Consider the following 15317-nt stretch of genomic DNA (forward strand, 5'->3'; position numbering starts at 1 on the left):
AAACGCCTGTTGGAAATCATCCATATGGTCGCGCAGGCGGGTGAAGCGATGCGGCTGTGCCACCGCAATCACGCGGCCCTGTGCGCCTTCGCGTGCTGCAGACAGAACCGCGCGGATTTCAACGGGGTGATGGCCATAATCGTCGATGATGGTCACACCATCGACTTCGCCAACCTTGGTAAAGCGCCGTTTGACACCACCAAATTTGTCAAAGCCGTGGGCGACCGCTTCATCGCTCATACCCATTTCAAGGCCGACCGCGATGGCAGACAAAGCATTTTGCACATTATGCCGTCCGGGCATTGGCAAGACGACGCCCTCTATCGTGCGTTGCGATCCGTCGCGCGCGCGGACAACCACATCGAAGCGATTGCCACCGGGGAAAGGTGTTACATTTTCGCCGCGAATGTCGGCCTGCGCCGAAAAACCATAAGTGATAATCCGGCGATCGCGGATCTTGGGCAAAATCGCCTGAACCTCTGGATGGTCGAGGCACATGATTGCCGCGCCATAAAAAGGCACGTTTTCGACAAATTCGACAAAGGCCCGTTTGATGGCATCAAAATCGCCATAATGATCGAGATGTTCTGGATCGATGTTGGTGACAACCGCCAGCGTGCCATCAAGGCGCAGGAAGCTGCCGTCGCTTTCGTCGGCCTCAACGACCATCCAGTCACTCGCACCCAGACGCGCGTTTGACCCATAGCTGTTGATGATGCCGCCGTTAATCACGGTTGGGTCAATGCCGCCATGGTCGAGCATCGCGGCAATCATGGACGTCGTCGTTGTCTTGCCATGCGTCCCTGCCACGGCAACGGTGTTCTTCAACCGCATCAGCTCGGCCAGCATTTCTGCGCGGCGCACCAGTGGAATGCGCCGTTCAAGCGCAGCATCGCGTTCGGGATTGCCTTTTTTGACCGCAGTGGACGTTACCACAACAGCCGCATCGCCAAGGTTATCCGCGCTATGCCCGATCATCACCTTGATACCGCGCTTGCGCAGGCCATCGACAACATAGCTGTCGGCGATGTCGCTGCCCTGCACCTGATAGCCAAGATTGTGCATGACCTCGGCAATGCCGGACATGCCGATGCCGCCAATGCCGACAAAATGGACGATGCCAATATCCGTTGGGACACCCTTCATGATATGCTCTTTCGTGCGAGTGCGGGTGCGGCACCAAAGGATGCCGATGTGTCGGGCTTTGCGGTAAGACCATGCATGATTGGCGCGCGGCCAAAGGATTCCACAAGGTCAGCCAAATCGGAAACGGCGTTAGGACGGCCACAGCTTTTGGCCGCCTTTGCCGCATTTTCGAGCGCGCCGGGTTCAAGCGCAATTTTTTCTATTTGCTTGGCGAGCTCAACCGCGGTGAAGGCGGGCTGCGCAATCGCGCGCGCGCCGCCGGCGGCGACCATTTCTTTGACGTTGTAGCTTTGGTGATCATCGGTCGCGCTTGGCAATGGCACCAAAATCGCTGGACGTCCGGCGCAGGTCAGTTCGGACACCGTTGATGCCCCCGCACGCGCGATGACTATATGCGCCCAGCCCAACCGTTCGGGCAGGTCGGGCAGATAGGTTGCGAGCTCCGCCGGAATGTCATGTGCGGCATATGCCTGACGGACCGTTTCAATATCTTCTTCGCGGCACTGCTGCGTAACCTGAAGACGGCGGCGCAAATTCAGCGGCAGGCGGGCAAGGCCATCGGGGACAATATCGGACAATATGGTCGCGCCTTGGCTCCCCCCCGTCACCAGCACGCGAAAAATGCCGTCGGCCAAAAGCGGCGGATAGGGCTCATCACGCAGCGCCAACACGTCTTCGCGGATCGGATTTCCAACCAGATGCACCTTGCTCGCATAACGCGGCGACAGACGCAGCACGTCGGGATAGGCCGTCGCAATAGCGTTCACCTGCCGCGCGGTGAAGCGATTGACGCGGCCGAGCACGGCATTTTGTTCGTGAATGATCGTCGGAATTTTTTCGGCAAATGCGCCCAACAAGGCAGGGAATGCGGGATATCCGCCAAAGCCGACAACGGCCGTTGGGTCAAAGCCGGCGTAAAAGCGCCGCGCCATCATGCGACCTTCAGCGATAGCCCGAATGCCGGGCAGCCAACTGCGCGGGCTTTTCGTGATACGGCCAGCGGGCAAAATATGCGTCGCGATCTTTTCGGGGCAGCCCGGAATTTTAGCGCCGCGCGCATCGGTTATCAGCGCAACGTGGTGGCCTCTATTCAGAAGTTCCTGCCCCAGCGCGAATGCAGGGATAAGATGCCCCCCTGTCCCGCCAGCGGCCAACACATAATGCCGAGAAATCGTCATGGCCGCTATCCCTTCACCATATACAGCGACCGGTCAAGATATGGGTTTCGCTTCGTCAGCGCCAAGATGAGACCACAGGCCACCGACAGCGCCAAAATGGACGATCCACCGTAACTGATAAACGGCAAGGTCATGCCCTTTGACGGAAAGACGCCAAGGTTCACGGCCATGTTTATCATCGCCTGACCACAAAATTGCGCGCCAAGCCCGGTTACGGCGAGAACCACGAACTGGTCTTTTTCATCGAGCAGGCGAATGATGATGCGGACCAATATGGCGAAATACAAAATGGCGATAAGCATGCACGCCAACAGACCGAATTCTTCACCGATGACGGAGAAGATATAATCGGTGTGCCCTTCAGGCAGCGAATATTTTTTGATACCAAGACCGGGGCCAAGACCAAAGAAGCCACCGTTGGTCATCGTCGCCATCGCCATTTTGTCATGCGTCAGCCCTTCGGTTCCGAAAATCCATGCATCGATGCGCTGCGTTGCGACCGGATAGAAATTATAGGCCAGCACGATAAACACCACGCCGCTGATGATCAGTCCCCAAAGCCGTGATGCCGGGACGCCGGAGACCATCATCAACGCAAACCATGTGCCCATGAACAAGATGGTCTGGCCAAGGTCAGGCTGCAACAACAAGAGGAAGCAGACGAAACCCGTCACGATGCTGCTTAAGACAAGTACCGGCAAGGATGGGTCTTTCAAACGCCAGCTGATAATCCACGCCATTGCGACGGCGTAAAAGGGCTTCAGAAATTCAGAAGGCTGAAGCCCTGCAAAACCCGCACCAATCCAGCGTTGCGACCCGTTCACCTCGCGGCCAATGATGGGCACAAGCGCCAGCAGCACGAAGAATATGCAAAAGCCAAAAACCCCAAAGCGGCGGGCCTGTTCGCGTGGATACATCGATACGAGAAGCATCAACGGCACCCCGACAATCACCCACATCAATTGCCGGTAAAAGAAGTATAAGGATGACAATTGCGTTGTGGACGACGACAGGCGCTGCGCACCCGCAGGCGAGGCCGCAGCAACAGCCAACAACCCAACCGCGATCAACACCATCATGAGCGACAGCAGCACGCGGTCGAGTTCCCAGAACCATACGCCAAGTGGCGATCGGTCGCCGCGGCCAAGCCGGTTCGCAAAACCGATTTTGCCGGTCTTTGCGGCCAGTACCCAAGGGACTTCTTTACGTTCGCCGCTCATAACGCCTCAACAATCGCCCGGAACGCGTCACCGCGCGCCTCAAAATCTTTGAACTGGTCGAACGACGCGCAAGCGGGCGACAGCATGATAACATCGCCTGGTTCGGCTTGGGCCGCAGCGGAACAGACCGCAGTGCCCATCATTTCGCTACGCTCGACCGGCATATGCGGTGACAGCAGCTCGTTAAACAATGGTCCCGCCTCACCAATGGTATAGGCTTTCACGACATGGCCGAAATTGGGAATGCACTCATCCAGATTATCTGATTTCGGCAAACCGCCGACGATCCAGTGCACGCGTGGATAGGCCGCGAGCGCGGGTGCAGTCGATGCTGCATTGGTGGCTTTGCTGTCATTAACGAACAAGACGCCATTGCGTTCGGCAACGACCTCCATCCGGTGCGCAAGACCCTGAAATGTCGCCATTGCCGGGCGCCATTGCGCCTCCGTCACGCCGAGCGATTCCACGATCGCGATGGCAACAGCGATATTCTGCAGATTATGGGGGCCTTGCAACGAAGGCCAGTCCGCCTGCCCTGTGACCATCGCCGGGTCTGCCAGATGGACCAATTCGGCGCCGCGCCGCGCAAGCACATCGCGATAGACCTGCTCGGTATCGGCGTCACCTTTGCCAAAGACGGAATGCGTGCTTCCAGCCTGCATGTCGAACAGCCGCGCCTTTGACGCGACATAGCCTGCATACCCATCATAGCGATCCAAATGATCGGGCGACAGATTAATCAGCGCCGCCGCATCGCATGACAGAGAGTGGGTAATGTCGATCTGGTAGCTGGAAAGTTCCAACACATATACGCCGCCTGCTGGCAACGGTGCCTGCGACAAAATTGGCAAGCCAATGTTTCCGCCCATGCGAACGGGCAACCCAGCGCTACTCAACAGATGGTGGACCAAGGCCGTCGTCGTCGATTTCCCATTGGTGCCGGTAATGCCAACAACATGGTGCGGCGGCAGGCTTGCCCGCGCCATTGCGAATAATTCGATGTCGCCGATTAACGGAAGCCCTTCGGCCTTCGCCTTGTCCGCTATGGGATGGCGGTTGATGGGCACGCCGGGCGACACAACAATCGCATCATAGCCAGACAGGTCCGCGAGCAACGGATCGCCAATATTCGCGATATCGGCAATTTTGGCACGCGCGCCCTCGTCATTATCCCATGCAAGGATTTCGGCCCCGCCCGCAACAAGCGACCGCGCAGCTGCAAGGCCGGAGCGCGCAAGCCCCAGTATCGCAAACTTACGGTCTTTGAAGGCGGGTGTTGTAATCATCTGAGCTTGAGGGTCGATAGACCTGCAAGCGCGAGTACGAAAGCGACAATCCAAAAACGGATAACAACGGTTGGTTCCGACCAGCCAAGCTGTTCAAAATGATGGTGGATGGGTGCCATGCGGAAAATACGCTTTCCGGTGCGTTTGAACCAGAACACCTGAATGATGACCGACAGCGCCTCAATCACGAAAAGCCCGCCGATGATGGCGAGCACGAATTCATGATGTGCGACAACGGCGATAGCGCCCAATGTGCCGCCAAGGGCAAGGCTGCCGGTATCACCCATGAACACAGCAGCAGGCGGCGCGTTGAACCACAGGAACGCCAAACCAGCGCCAACGATGGCACCGCACAACATCGCAAGATCGCCAGCGCCCAAGTAAAAGGGGATACCCAAATAAGCCGCATATTTGGCGTTACCGACCATATAGACGATCAGCATGAACGCGATGGAGGCGATAATCACCGGCATCGTGGCCAATCCGTCAAGACCATCGGTCAGGTTCACCGCATTGCCAAAGGACACGATGACAAACGCGCCAAAAGGCACATACCACCAACCCAGATCAACAACGGGGCCTTTGACGAAGGGCAGATACAACATACCGCCCGATTGCGAGACAATCAGCGATACCGCAACGCCCGCAATCGCAAACTCCATAAGCAGCCGGACCCTGCCCGAAACGCCCTTGTGACTGCGCTTTTTGACCTTATCATAATCGTCAAGGAACCCGACGGTGCCAAAGCCTGCTGTCACCAGCAGACACGCCCAAACATACACATTGGTCAGGTCCATCCACAGCAACATAGAGACACCGACCGACACCAATATCATCAGGCCGCCCATAGTCGGCGTGCCGACCTTGGCGAGGTGTGATTGCGGGCCGTCGCTGCGAATGGGCTGGCCCTTGCCCTGACGGACACGCAGCATGCTGATGAAGCGCGGACCGATTAGCAGACCGATAATCAGCGCGGTGGCAACGGCTGCCCCCGAACGGAAACTGAGATAGCGGATAAGGTTCAAAATACCCGGGAAACCAAGATATTCAGCCAATATATATAGCATTAGTTTTTCCCACCCGTCAGCGCGCTGACGATGGAGGAAAGTCCCATACTATTGGAACCTTTGACCAATATCGTGTCTGATGCGCAAAGATAATTTTGCAGAAGGGCCAATGCCTCCTGCGCGGTCGCGCAATGCGCGAAATTGGCTGGCCCCTCAACCCCTGCGTTCAACTCTTGGGCGAGAATTTCCATCTCTTGACCGACGAGCAGTGCAAAATCCACCTGTGCGGCGGCCAAGGGTGCGGCGAGTGCGCTGTGATATTGCGCACTTTTTGCTCCGAGTTCTTTCATCGAACCCAAAACGGCAATCCGGCGGCCACTGGATGCTTGTCCCAACTGGCCAATCGTCGCCAGCATCGATGCAGGGTTGGCGTTGTAGCTTTCGTCAATAAGATGGCCCGTACCGTCGCTAATGCGAATAACATGGCGCGCGCCGCGCCCGGCAAGGCCGCCCATTTCCGCCATGGCAAGTCCAGCCGAAGCCAAATCGCCGCCTGCTGCGCTAACCGCAGCCAACACCGCCATGCTGTTGGCAATCCAATGCGCGCCGGGCTGCGACAGCGTGAAGGACAGCATATTGTCGCGCACTTTCGCGGTGATCAGCGTGCCGCCCTCTGCAGGCATATGGTCGACCACGCGGACATCGGCATCCGCGCTAAAGCCAAAGGACATGACATTGCCGGTATATTTTTCCGCAGCCGCACGAAGCCGCGCATAATGGGGACTATCGGCGGGCAGGATGGCCGTGCCACCGTCGGCCAAGCCTTCAAATATCTCGGCCTTCGCATCTGCAATGGCGCCCTCGTCCTTGAAAAATTCGATATGCGCCGGGGCAATCGTGGTAATAATCGCGACGTCGGGACGCACAATCTTGCTGAGCGCCCGCATTTCACCGGCATGGTTCATGCCCATTTCGAAAATGCCGAAGTCGCAGTCAGCGGGCATGCGCGCGAGGCTAAGCGGTACGCCGACATGATTGTTATAGCTTTTAACCGACCGGTGCGCGCGCCCGCGTGAATAGCGGTCCAGCGCAGCATAAAGCGCCTCTTTCGTCCCCGTTTTACCCGCAGAGCCCGTTACGCCGATAATCTTGGCCTTGGTCCGTGCGCGTGACGCATGGCCAAGTGCCTCAAGCGCCTGCATCGTGTCGCTGACCAGAATATGCGGGAAAGGTACGGGCTGCGAAACGATCGCGCCGGCGGCGCCATTGGCAAATGCTGTTTCGATGAACCGATGCCCGTCGGTCTCGGCACCCTTGAGCGCAAAGAACAAATCCCCCGCGCCGATTTCGCGGGAATCGAACGCAACGCCATGGACGTCAAAATGTCCGGCAGCCGTCCCGCCGGTCGCGGCGAGCAATTCTTCAAAAGTCCATAAGGGCGTCATGCTGCGCATTCCCGCGCGACTTCGACATCGTCAAACGGCAAAACGCGGCCCATGATGATTTGCCCTTGTTCGTGCCCCTTGCCCGCGATCAGGACGATATCATCAGGTTCGGCATGTTCGATGGCAAAGGCAATGGCATAGCGCCGGTCGCCAATTTCATGTGCCCCGGGCGCGCCGGCCATGATGTCTGCGCGAATAAGTGATGGATCTTCGCTGCGTGGATTATCGTCGGTCACAATCACAATGTCGGAATCCGCAACCGCAACCGCACCCATTTCCGGACGCTTGCCCGTGTCGCGGTCACCGCCTGCACCAAATACCGTGATCAGCTTGCCCTTTGTATGCGGACGCAATGCCGCGATTGCCGCGCGCAGGCCGTCGGGCGTATGGGCATAATCGACATAAACGGGTGCGCCGCTTTTGGTGATAACGGCGCGCTCCAGTCGGCCACGGACGGGCTGCAACCGCGCGAGATGCGACAGCAGGCTTTCCACGTCGCCGCCACTCGCCATCACAACGCCAGCGGCGACAAGCGCGTTTGCGGCCTGATACGCGCCAATCAGCGGCAGTTTCACTTTGTACACGTCACCTTGAATCCGCAGCTCAAGCGTCTGGCCAAGCTGCGTGGCTTCGCGCGAGAGCAATTGCACACCCTTGCCCTTTTCGCCCACGGTAATCATCCGCAGGTCGCGTTTACGCGCCCTTGCAATGACTTGGTCCGACCAGATATCATCTGCCCAGATGACGGCGCAGCCATTTTCATCGACGACCTCATCGAACAAACGCATTTTGGCGTCAAAATAGCTTTCCATCGTGCCATGATAATCAAGGTGATCGCGGCTCAAATTCGTGAATGCGGCGACCGAAACCCGAACGCCTTCGCTGCGATATTGCGACAGACCGTGGCTGGACGCTTCAAATATCGCATGGCTTACGCCTTCGCGGGCCAGACCGGACATGTTCGCAAGAAAGGTCACAATATCGGGCGTTGTCAGTCCCGTCGTTGTTTGGTCCGACGCCGTTGTAATGCCCAATGTGCCGATCGACGCCGCATTGTGCCCCGCCATCCGCCACAGCTGGCGGGTGAGTTCAGCTGTTGATGTCTTGCCATTTGTGCCCGTGACGGCTGCGATCTGTCCGGGAAAGGGACGGAAATAATTGGCGGCCAATTGCGCAAACGCGCGGCGTGGTTCCGCATCAGCGACATGCAATGCGCCAACGACCTTTGCCTCAGGACGCGCGACGATAGCCACCGCACCCGCGGCAATCGCGGCATCGATAAAATCTTCGCCGTTGAAACTGGCACCCTGAAAGGCACCAAAAACTGTTCCGGGCGCAATCTTCCGATGGTCGATGGCAAAGCCGGTCACTGTTCCGTCGGCAAATGCCGGATCGGCATCGCTTACCAATTGCCCGAGCTTCACTATTGCTCTCCCTTCGCCTTCCACAGTAAAGGCATCAGTTCCGATACATCAACATCGCGTTTCATGTCAGGGATAATTCCCATCAACGGACCGATACGCGTAATCGTCTTCTGCACCACCGGCGCCGCGGTATAGCCTGCCGTCCGCTGAAAGCTTGATGCTTCCGTGCCCTTTGGCTCATCCAGCATGACAAGCACAACATAACGCGGGTTATCCATCGGGAAAGCCGCCGCAAAAGTCGAAACAACCAGCGTACGGTTGTAACCGCCAACGCCTGGCTTTTCGGCCGATCCTGTCTTCCCACCGACGCGATAGCCCAAGGCGTCGGCTTTGTTGCCCGTGCCGTCGACGACGATCATGCGCATCAACTGCCGCATCCGCGCGCTGGTCGCCGCGGTAAAGACGCGCTTGCCGGGAATTTTGGCATCCGATTTCGTCTTGAACATCGTGGCCGGCCGATAAATGCCGCCATTGACCATCGCCGCATATGCGCTGGCCAAATGCATGGGTGTAACCGCGATACCATGTCCGAAACCAACGGTCATATTGGTCAGGCGATCCCATGATTTGGGATAGAGCGGCATGGCCTTTTCTGCCAATTCGATGTCGGGACGCGCATTAAAATGCATGGTGCGCAACATCGCATCCATACGGGCAGCACCCAATTGGTCAGAAATTTGTGCAGTTACAATATTCGAACTGTGAATCAATGCCTCGGGCGTGTTCATCCAGCGGTCCGACGGATGCGAATCCCGGATTTTAAACCTGCCGAATTGCAGCGGCTTGGTCGCATCATACCGAACCGAAAGGTCGCGCACTGTGCCTGCGTCCAACGCAGCGGCCACGGTCAGCGGTTTGAAGGTGGAGCCGAGTTCATACACGCGGTTGGTGACGTTGTTCGTTTGCCGCGAAATCGGGTAGCGGCCATCGACAATCGGCTGTCCAAGGTCCGGAATATTTGCGAACGACGGCCGGTTGGGGTTGAACGACGGCAATGTTGCCATGGCGACTACCTCACCCGTCGTGACATCCAATATGACGCCAGCGCCACCTTTGGCGTTCGTTGCGGTCATACCCGAAGCAAGCTCGCTTTCAAGCGCGGCCTGCACGCGGACATCCAAAGCCAAGTTCAGCGGAGTCGACCGCTTCGAAGGGTCGCGCAGATGATCGTTCATGACCCGCTCCATCCCCATCGCACCGCGGCCATCGCGGTTTACGAAACCGAGAACGTGCGCGGCCATGTCATGCTGCGGGTACAGACGCGTTGCCTCACGCGGGAATTCAATGGCAATCTCGCCAAGGTCGTGGACCTGTTTGACTTGCTCGGGCAGCGCGCGTTTGCGCAGATAGCCGGGTTTGTCAGCGGTCAACTTGGCATAAAATTCTGCAGCCGGTGTGTCGGGGAAGATGGCGGCAAGCTGGTTAGCCAATTGCTTGCGGTCGCCCAACAGGTCAGCGGGCTTCACCCAAATGGCATAACCATAGATGCTGCGCGCCAACGGAACGCCGTTGCGGTCAACGATATCGCCGCGCTCGGGCACATATTCCGTGCTGGTTGCCCCATAAGCCCGCGAGCTTTCAAATAAGGCGAGCGTCGCTAAGCGCCCGATGAGCAAGACGACGAACATGCCAAAAGCGGCGAGTAAAACCAGCAGCCGCCAAAAACCGTGCGCTGCAAACGGAGGCGTACCGACGCCGCTTTTCCGGGTCGTGGTGCGGGCCGTTTGCGGCGTCATTAACGGCGGCGTTCGTTAGCAGCTTTTGCCGAAATATCGCGCAAAAGGTCGTCCGACAAAAGCTTTTCATCCATCCGCGCCAAACGCTCGGTGCGGCTCTGCTCTACTTTCGGAGCCTCTACTTTCGCCGCAGCACGCTTTACTGGGGTGGCGAAGATTTTAACGTCGTTGGCCGCAAGCTTCGTGGCGGCGGCCTTAGTGGCGACAGCCTTCGTGGCAACGGCCTTCGTGGCAGCAGCCTTTGGCGCTGCTTGCTTTGGCGTTTCAGCAACGGCTTCCTTTACTACCGCAGGCTCGGCAACAACTTGGGGTGCCGGAACGCTTGCAGCGGCCATCATCACAGGCTTGGTCTCAGGAAGATCGCCAGTCAGGCTGGCAAGCGCAGCTTCGCCATTGACAAATTGGTCCGCCGCAGGGGGCTGATAACCGTACAAAAGTTCGTTCCACTCTTCCAACTGCTGCAGGCTGGCGCGCGTGCGGATTTCCGCCTGAAGGAAGCTGATTTCCCGCTTCGTGTCCATAATTTCACGGTCAACCGCGACAAGGTCGCTGTGCATCGCCGCGACGTTCAGCGACAACGGGTAGAGCAGGATCGCAACCATAAACACCAGCGCAAGCCAGCCCAGGTTTCTAAGTCGTTGCATGGCGAGACTCATGCTGCCAGTCCTCCTGTTGCCCATGCGGGTGCATGTGTGCGGGTTGCGGAACGCAAGGTGGCGGAACGCGACCTTGGGTTGCGGGAAAGTTCGGCTTCTGACGGGCGAATGGCTTTATCCGCCTTTTCAAAAGTGGGTTGCGGTCCGGCGCTGCCGACCATCGGCGCATGACGTGAGCCAGCACTTTCCGCGCCACTGCGGCGACGCAGGAATTGCTTCACGATGCGATCTTCAAGGCTGTGGAACGTCACAACAGCAAGGCGGCCGCCGGGCTTGAGCATGCGCTCGGCAGCTTCCAATCCGTCGGTCAATTCATCCAGCTCGCGGTTCACATGAATGCGGATCGCCTGAAACGCCCGGGTGGCGGGGTCTTTTGGCGCGCCGGGCTTGTGACCGACGGCTTTACGAACGATGGCCGCGAGCTGCGCGGTGGTTGTGATGGGCCGTGCCGCAACGATGGCACGGGCGATGCGCCGCGAGCGGTGTTCTTCGCCATAACGATAGATGATATCGGCAATATCGGCTTCGTCGGCTTCGTTGACAAAATCAGCGGCGGACATGCCGTCCTGCGCCATGCGCATATCGAGCGGGCCATCTTTCTGGAAAGAAAAGCCACGCTCTGCGCGGTCGAGCTGCATTGACGATACGCCGATGTCGAGAACAACGCCATCGACCGACATTATGTCGTCGGCCATCAAAACGTCGTCCATGATAGAAAAGCAGGCCGGGTAAAGACGCAAAGCGCCCTCACTGCGGCCTGCAAGGTCCGCACCTTCTGATAGTGCATCAGGATCGCGATCGAACGCGTAAACGCGCGCACCGCCAGCCAGTATCGCTTGGCTGTATCCGCCTGCACCAAAGGTACCATCCACGATCTCATCGCCAGGGGTGATGGCAAGAGAGTGAATCACTTCATCCAGTAAGACTGGAATATGGGGGGCCGGCGCGCTCATTTGTCGCGCTTGCCTTGGGACAGCCAGTAATTGAGCTCGTCCTTGACGGGGTTGAACGCGGCTGGCGCTTCTTTCAGGAAAACGTCAGGGTTCCAAAGCATGAAGTGCGTGGTCGCACCGAAGAAAAAGGCACGGTCGTCAATGCGACCAAAATGCTTGAGCATCGGCGACAGCACGAAACGGCCGCTGGCTTCAAAAGCGGTTTCAAAGATGGAAGATGCCGAAACGCCAGCCAGTTCGCGGTCAAAGTCTGTGCCGCGGTTAACGGCGCTCTGCCATTGCGCCTCGATATCTGCGCGCAGCTTGAGGCGTTCGGCACTGCCAAAACCGATGAGGCAAGGAAGGCTGCTGTGGCGCGAGATACAAACGCTGTTGCTGCCGCTGGATTGCAATACGCTGTCGCGGATCTCGGCGGGTATAGTCGTGCGGCCCTTGGCGTCGACACCCGACACCCCCGAACCTGCATAGACCACCAACGCTGACACCGTCCGAAACACCCCTATAAAAAGGGCGCAGAACGACAGTCATGGCAAAGCCCTTTGCCATGCGGACGCCGTAACGACCGATATTGTCAGTTATCCACCCCTTGGATGACTCTGCATAGCAAGGGATTTTATGGATGAAAAGAGGGATTTTATGGGAAAATTAGGGTGACAAATATTAATACACTGAAAACATTATATAATTTTTTTCCTCATATAAAAATAATGTGCAAAATGAACATGAAACCTTGGGCAGATATGCGTGTGAAGCATGGATTTTCCGCAGATTTCCGGTGCCAAGCCCATTTCTACCCCGAATGTCCCACAAAATCCCCGGATATGGAATCGCTTTCGTGCAATCGCGCCAGCAATGCTTCCACCCACGCCAAATTGCCGAATTCATCGCCGCCAGTCAGCACGCGCATGCCCCGTCCTTCCCAATAGGCCGTATCGAGCAAATCGGCGTCGGCGATGAGCAAAGCGCGTCCTTTGCCAATCTTGCAATCCGCCAAAAGGCCGCCTTCCGCTAAAGCGCATCGCGCTGAACCGCCGCGGTTGATTTTTAGCCACTCGCCAGGCGTCTGCGTGCGGATGCTCAGTTTGCCAATCTTGCGGATAGCCATCGGTTCCGCATCGGCAATGGGCAGCACAAGTTCAAGGCCCCAATGCGCAAATAAGGGCGATAGCATTGATGTGAACAACGGCCTGCGCTTATCGCCCAAGGGATAAAGGCTTCCCCACTGCAGAGCAGGATCGGCGAGGATCAATATCCGCCCGCCCTTGCGCACCCAGCTATCGAGTTGGACAAGCTCGGCCGGGCTAAATGCCCGCGGCTGCGCCAACAACAGCATGCGGCGTTCTGCAAGGTCGCGCACATCATCGAGCGGCTGAACATCATAGCTTTCGCTGAGCCGCGCGAACGCAGGGTGCGGCTGCGCATCTTCGGCAAGATCCGCTTCAACGCCGCCCTCGCTCCATTGCAGCGGCAGCGTGGTCATCAACCCCAAAGCTGGTTTCGGGCCATCGGGCGCAGGCTGGGTAAAGGCATAAGCCAGCAGCGACGACAGGAACACCAGCGCAACGGCGAGCAGCAGCAAAAGCGGGCGCCTTTTGCCGCCGAGACGCGCACGCAAGTTCATTATAATTGTTACTGCGGCCGGCCGCGCGGTGGTGTGGCGCTCATCGGCTTCGTGGCGCTTTCATCCTTGGCCACCGGGGTCACGCCCAGTTCCGCCAAAGGCTCATCCGGGGTTTGTTTCTTCATTTCGGTAATCGGCGTCGCGTCCATTGTTCCCGCCGTCTGCGGGCTGTCGCTGACGCGATCCAAGACCATCGTCGCCAAGGTGACGAACAGGAGCACGACGACCAAGCCAACCACGCCGACCTGAATACGCTGAATTGCGGATTGCTTTTGCTCAATCACCTGCGATCTCCTGTAAACCGTCGAACGCGTTATTGCGCCGCGCTGTCCATTTGCCAAGGCATGGGGTCTAGATTTTTGCTGCGCATCCATTCCGGATTGTAAATCGTCGACAGATACCGGAAACCCGTGTCGCACAATATCGTTGCGATACGCGCTTTTGGGCCAAGCTGTTTGCCCAAGGCGACCGCACCGGCGACGTTAATGCCTGAGGATAGGCCAAGGCACAGCCCCTCCTCCGCCAACAAACGCCGGACCCATATCATGCCCTCTTCGTCCGATATGCGGAACTGCGTATCAATCGGCGCGCCATCCAGATTGGCGGTGATGCGTCCCTGACCAATGCCCTCGGCAACCGACGTGCCTTCCGCGCTTAATTCACCATTGGCATAATAATTATACAGCGATGCACCATGCGGATCCGTCAAGGCGATGGTGACATTTTCATCCTTCGCCTTCAGGCCAAGTCCTACGCCAGCGATGGTTCCGCCCGTCCCTGCGGCACAGGTAAAGCCATCAACCCTGCCCTCCATTTGCGCCCAGATTTCTTCGGCCGTGGTTTCGATATGCGCGCGGCGGTTGGCGATGTTATCAAACTGGTTCGCCCACACCGCATTGTCGGTTTCCTCGGCCAAGCGGCGCGAGGTGTGCACGAAATGCCCGGGGTTGGAATAAGGCGCGGCAGGAACAAGCACGAGCTCGGCGCCAAGCGCGCGCAACGTGTCTTTTTTCTCCTGGCTTTGCGTTTCGGGCATGACGATGATCGTTTTGTACCCCAGCGCATTGGCAACGAGCGCAAGACCGATACCGGTATTACCCGCTGTCCCTTCCACAATCGTGCCGCCGGGCTGCAACAGCCCCTGCCGTTCGGCATCGCGCACAATGTATAATGCCGCGCGATCTTTCACCGACGCGCCGGGATTGGCAAATTCGCACTTGCCAAAAATGTCGCAACCCGCCGCCTCGCTCGGGCCTTTCAAGCGGACCAGCGGTGTGTTGCCAATTAAATCCAATGTCGAAGTCAGCATGTTCATAGCCGGGATAGTTAGTCGCGTTGTTGGCCGTCCGCAACCCGGTGTCGCGTAAAGGGCAGTCTGCGGCGCGCCATTAAGACCCCAAGACATCGCCCGCGCCGCCGAATGGGAATTAGGTATTGATATATTATATCATATTCTATACGGATCGTCCCACAGTCGCCAAATACATGACAGGATCACACCAATCTCATGAAAATTGCTCGCTTTCACGTTTTCGCCGCCAGCATGACAGCATTGTCGGTTGCGCTGTCTGTACCTGCTTATGCGCAACAGACCGGCAGCACCGGCGCTTCAGCAGCCGCACCGCAAACAGATGATTTTCACGGC

General features: G+C 57.7%; 14 protein-coding genes. All 14 read right to left on the minus strand.

Annotated features, from left to right (window positions below; all coding sequences use genetic code 11):
- Positions 1–1146, minus strand: a 1146-nt coding sequence (gene murC / locus ACIQ0G_RS05730) for a UDP-N-acetylmuramate--L-alanine ligase (RefSeq protein ID WP_397577077.1), incomplete at its 3' end; no start/stop codon positions are given.
- The gene (gene murG / locus ACIQ0G_RS05735; RefSeq protein ID WP_397577078.1) at positions 1143–2324 is read right to left on the minus strand and encodes an undecaprenyldiphospho-muramoylpentapeptide beta-N-acetylglucosaminyltransferase; all 1182 of its coding nucleotides are present in this window, start codon (positions 2322–2324) and stop codon (positions 1143–1145) included. The genes murG and murC, both read right to left, overlap by 4 nt.
- Before the next feature lie 5 nt (positions 2325–2329).
- On the minus strand, positions 2330–3544 hold the full coding sequence (locus tag ACIQ0G_RS05740; RefSeq protein WP_397577079.1) for an FtsW/RodA/SpoVE family cell cycle protein: 1215 nt from the start codon (positions 3542–3544) through the stop codon (positions 2330–2332).
- A complete protein-coding gene (murD, locus tag ACIQ0G_RS05745) occupies positions 3541–4830 on the minus strand; it encodes a UDP-N-acetylmuramoyl-L-alanine--D-glutamate ligase (RefSeq protein WP_397577080.1) in 1290 nt (429 codons plus the stop codon). Before murD ends, ACIQ0G_RS05740 begins: the two co-directional genes overlap by 4 nt.
- Positions 4827–5897 carry a phospho-N-acetylmuramoyl-pentapeptide-transferase gene (gene mraY / locus ACIQ0G_RS05750; protein WP_397577081.1) on the minus strand — a complete coding sequence of 357 codons (1071 nt, stop codon included), beginning with the start codon at positions 5895–5897 and terminating at the stop codon, positions 4827–4829. The genes murD and mraY overlap by 4 nt, the downstream gene beginning before the upstream one ends.
- A complete protein-coding gene (murF, locus tag ACIQ0G_RS05755) occupies positions 5897–7282 on the minus strand; it encodes a UDP-N-acetylmuramoyl-tripeptide--D-alanyl-D-alanine ligase (protein ID WP_397577082.1) in 1386 nt (461 codons plus the stop codon). Before murF ends, mraY begins: the two co-directional genes overlap by 1 nt.
- Positions 7279–8706 (minus strand): UDP-N-acetylmuramoyl-L-alanyl-D-glutamate--2,6-diaminopimelate ligase, encoded by a 1428-nt coding sequence (locus ACIQ0G_RS05760; RefSeq protein ID WP_397577083.1) that lies wholly within the window; start codon positions 8704–8706, stop codon positions 7279–7281. Before ACIQ0G_RS05760 ends, murF begins: the two co-directional genes overlap by 4 nt.
- Positions 8706–10442: a peptidoglycan D,D-transpeptidase FtsI family protein gene (locus ACIQ0G_RS05765; RefSeq protein WP_397577084.1), complete on the minus strand. Its 1737-nt coding sequence runs from the start codon at positions 10440–10442 to the stop codon at positions 8706–8708. The genes ACIQ0G_RS05760 and ACIQ0G_RS05765 overlap by 1 nt, the downstream gene beginning before the upstream one ends.
- Positions 10442–11086 (minus strand): hypothetical protein, encoded by a 645-nt coding sequence (locus ACIQ0G_RS05770; protein ID WP_397577085.1) that lies wholly within the window; start codon positions 11084–11086, stop codon positions 10442–10444. Before ACIQ0G_RS05770 ends, ACIQ0G_RS05765 begins: the two co-directional genes overlap by 1 nt.
- 8 nt (positions 11087–11094) lie before the next feature.
- The gene (rsmH, locus tag ACIQ0G_RS05775; protein ID WP_397577086.1) at positions 11095–12051 is read right to left on the minus strand and encodes a 16S rRNA (cytosine(1402)-N(4))-methyltransferase RsmH; all 957 of its coding nucleotides are present in this window, start codon (positions 12049–12051) and stop codon (positions 11095–11097) included.
- On the minus strand, positions 12048–12536 hold the full coding sequence (locus tag ACIQ0G_RS05780) for a division/cell wall cluster transcriptional repressor MraZ (RefSeq protein ID WP_183941288.1): 489 nt from the start codon (positions 12534–12536) through the stop codon (positions 12048–12050). The genes rsmH and ACIQ0G_RS05780 overlap by 4 nt, the downstream gene beginning before the upstream one ends.
- Before the next feature lie 305 nt (positions 12537–12841).
- Positions 12842–13630, minus strand: a complete 789-nt coding sequence (locus ACIQ0G_RS05785; protein WP_397577087.1) for a Gldg family protein — start codon at positions 13628–13630, stop codon at positions 12842–12844.
- Between the two features lie 50 nt (positions 13631–13680).
- Entirely contained in the window at positions 13681–13956 is a 276-nt protein-coding gene (locus ACIQ0G_RS05790; protein WP_397577088.1) for a hypothetical protein, read from the minus strand.
- 29 nt (positions 13957–13985) lie between these two features.
- Positions 13986–14987, minus strand: a complete 1002-nt coding sequence (locus ACIQ0G_RS05795) for a cysteine synthase A (RefSeq protein ID WP_395628492.1) — start codon at positions 14985–14987, stop codon at positions 13986–13988.
- Between the last annotated feature and the right edge of the window lie 330 nt (positions 14988–15317).

This window comes from Sphingorhabdus sp., assembly GCF_044354325.1.
In the GTDB taxonomy this organism is placed as follows: domain Bacteria; phylum Pseudomonadota; class Alphaproteobacteria; order Sphingomonadales; family Sphingomonadaceae; genus Sphingorhabdus_B.

Coding starts and splice junctions, on each gene's coding strand:
- murG (WP_397577078.1), bottom strand. CDS start 2,324: ATGACGATTTCTCGGCATTATGTGTTGGCCGCTGGCGGGACAGGGGGG.
- ACIQ0G_RS05740 (WP_397577079.1), bottom strand. CDS start 3,544: ATGAGCGGCGAACGTAAAGAAGTCCCTTGGGTACTGGCCGCAAAGACC.
- murD (WP_397577080.1), bottom strand. CDS start 4,830: ATGATTACAACACCCGCCTTCAAAGACCGTAAGTTTGCGATACTGGGG.
- mraY (WP_397577081.1), bottom strand. CDS start 5,897: ATGCTATATATATTGGCTGAATATCTTGGTTTCCCGGGTATTTTGAAC.
- murF (WP_397577082.1), bottom strand. CDS start 7,282: ATGACGCCCTTATGGACTTTTGAAGAATTGCTCGCCGCGACCGGCGGG.
- ACIQ0G_RS05765 (WP_397577084.1), bottom strand. CDS start 10,442: ATGACGCCGCAAACGGCCCGCACCACGACCCGGAAAAGCGGCGTCGGT.
- ACIQ0G_RS05770 (WP_397577085.1), bottom strand. CDS start 11,086: ATGCAACGACTTAGAAACCTGGGCTGGCTTGCGCTGGTGTTTATGGTT.
- rsmH (WP_397577086.1), bottom strand. CDS start 12,051: ATGAGCGCGCCGGCCCCCCATATTCCAGTCTTACTGGATGAAGTGATT.
- ACIQ0G_RS05795 (WP_395628492.1), bottom strand. CDS start 14,987: ATGAACATGCTGACTTCGACATTGGATTTAATTGGCAACACACCGCTG.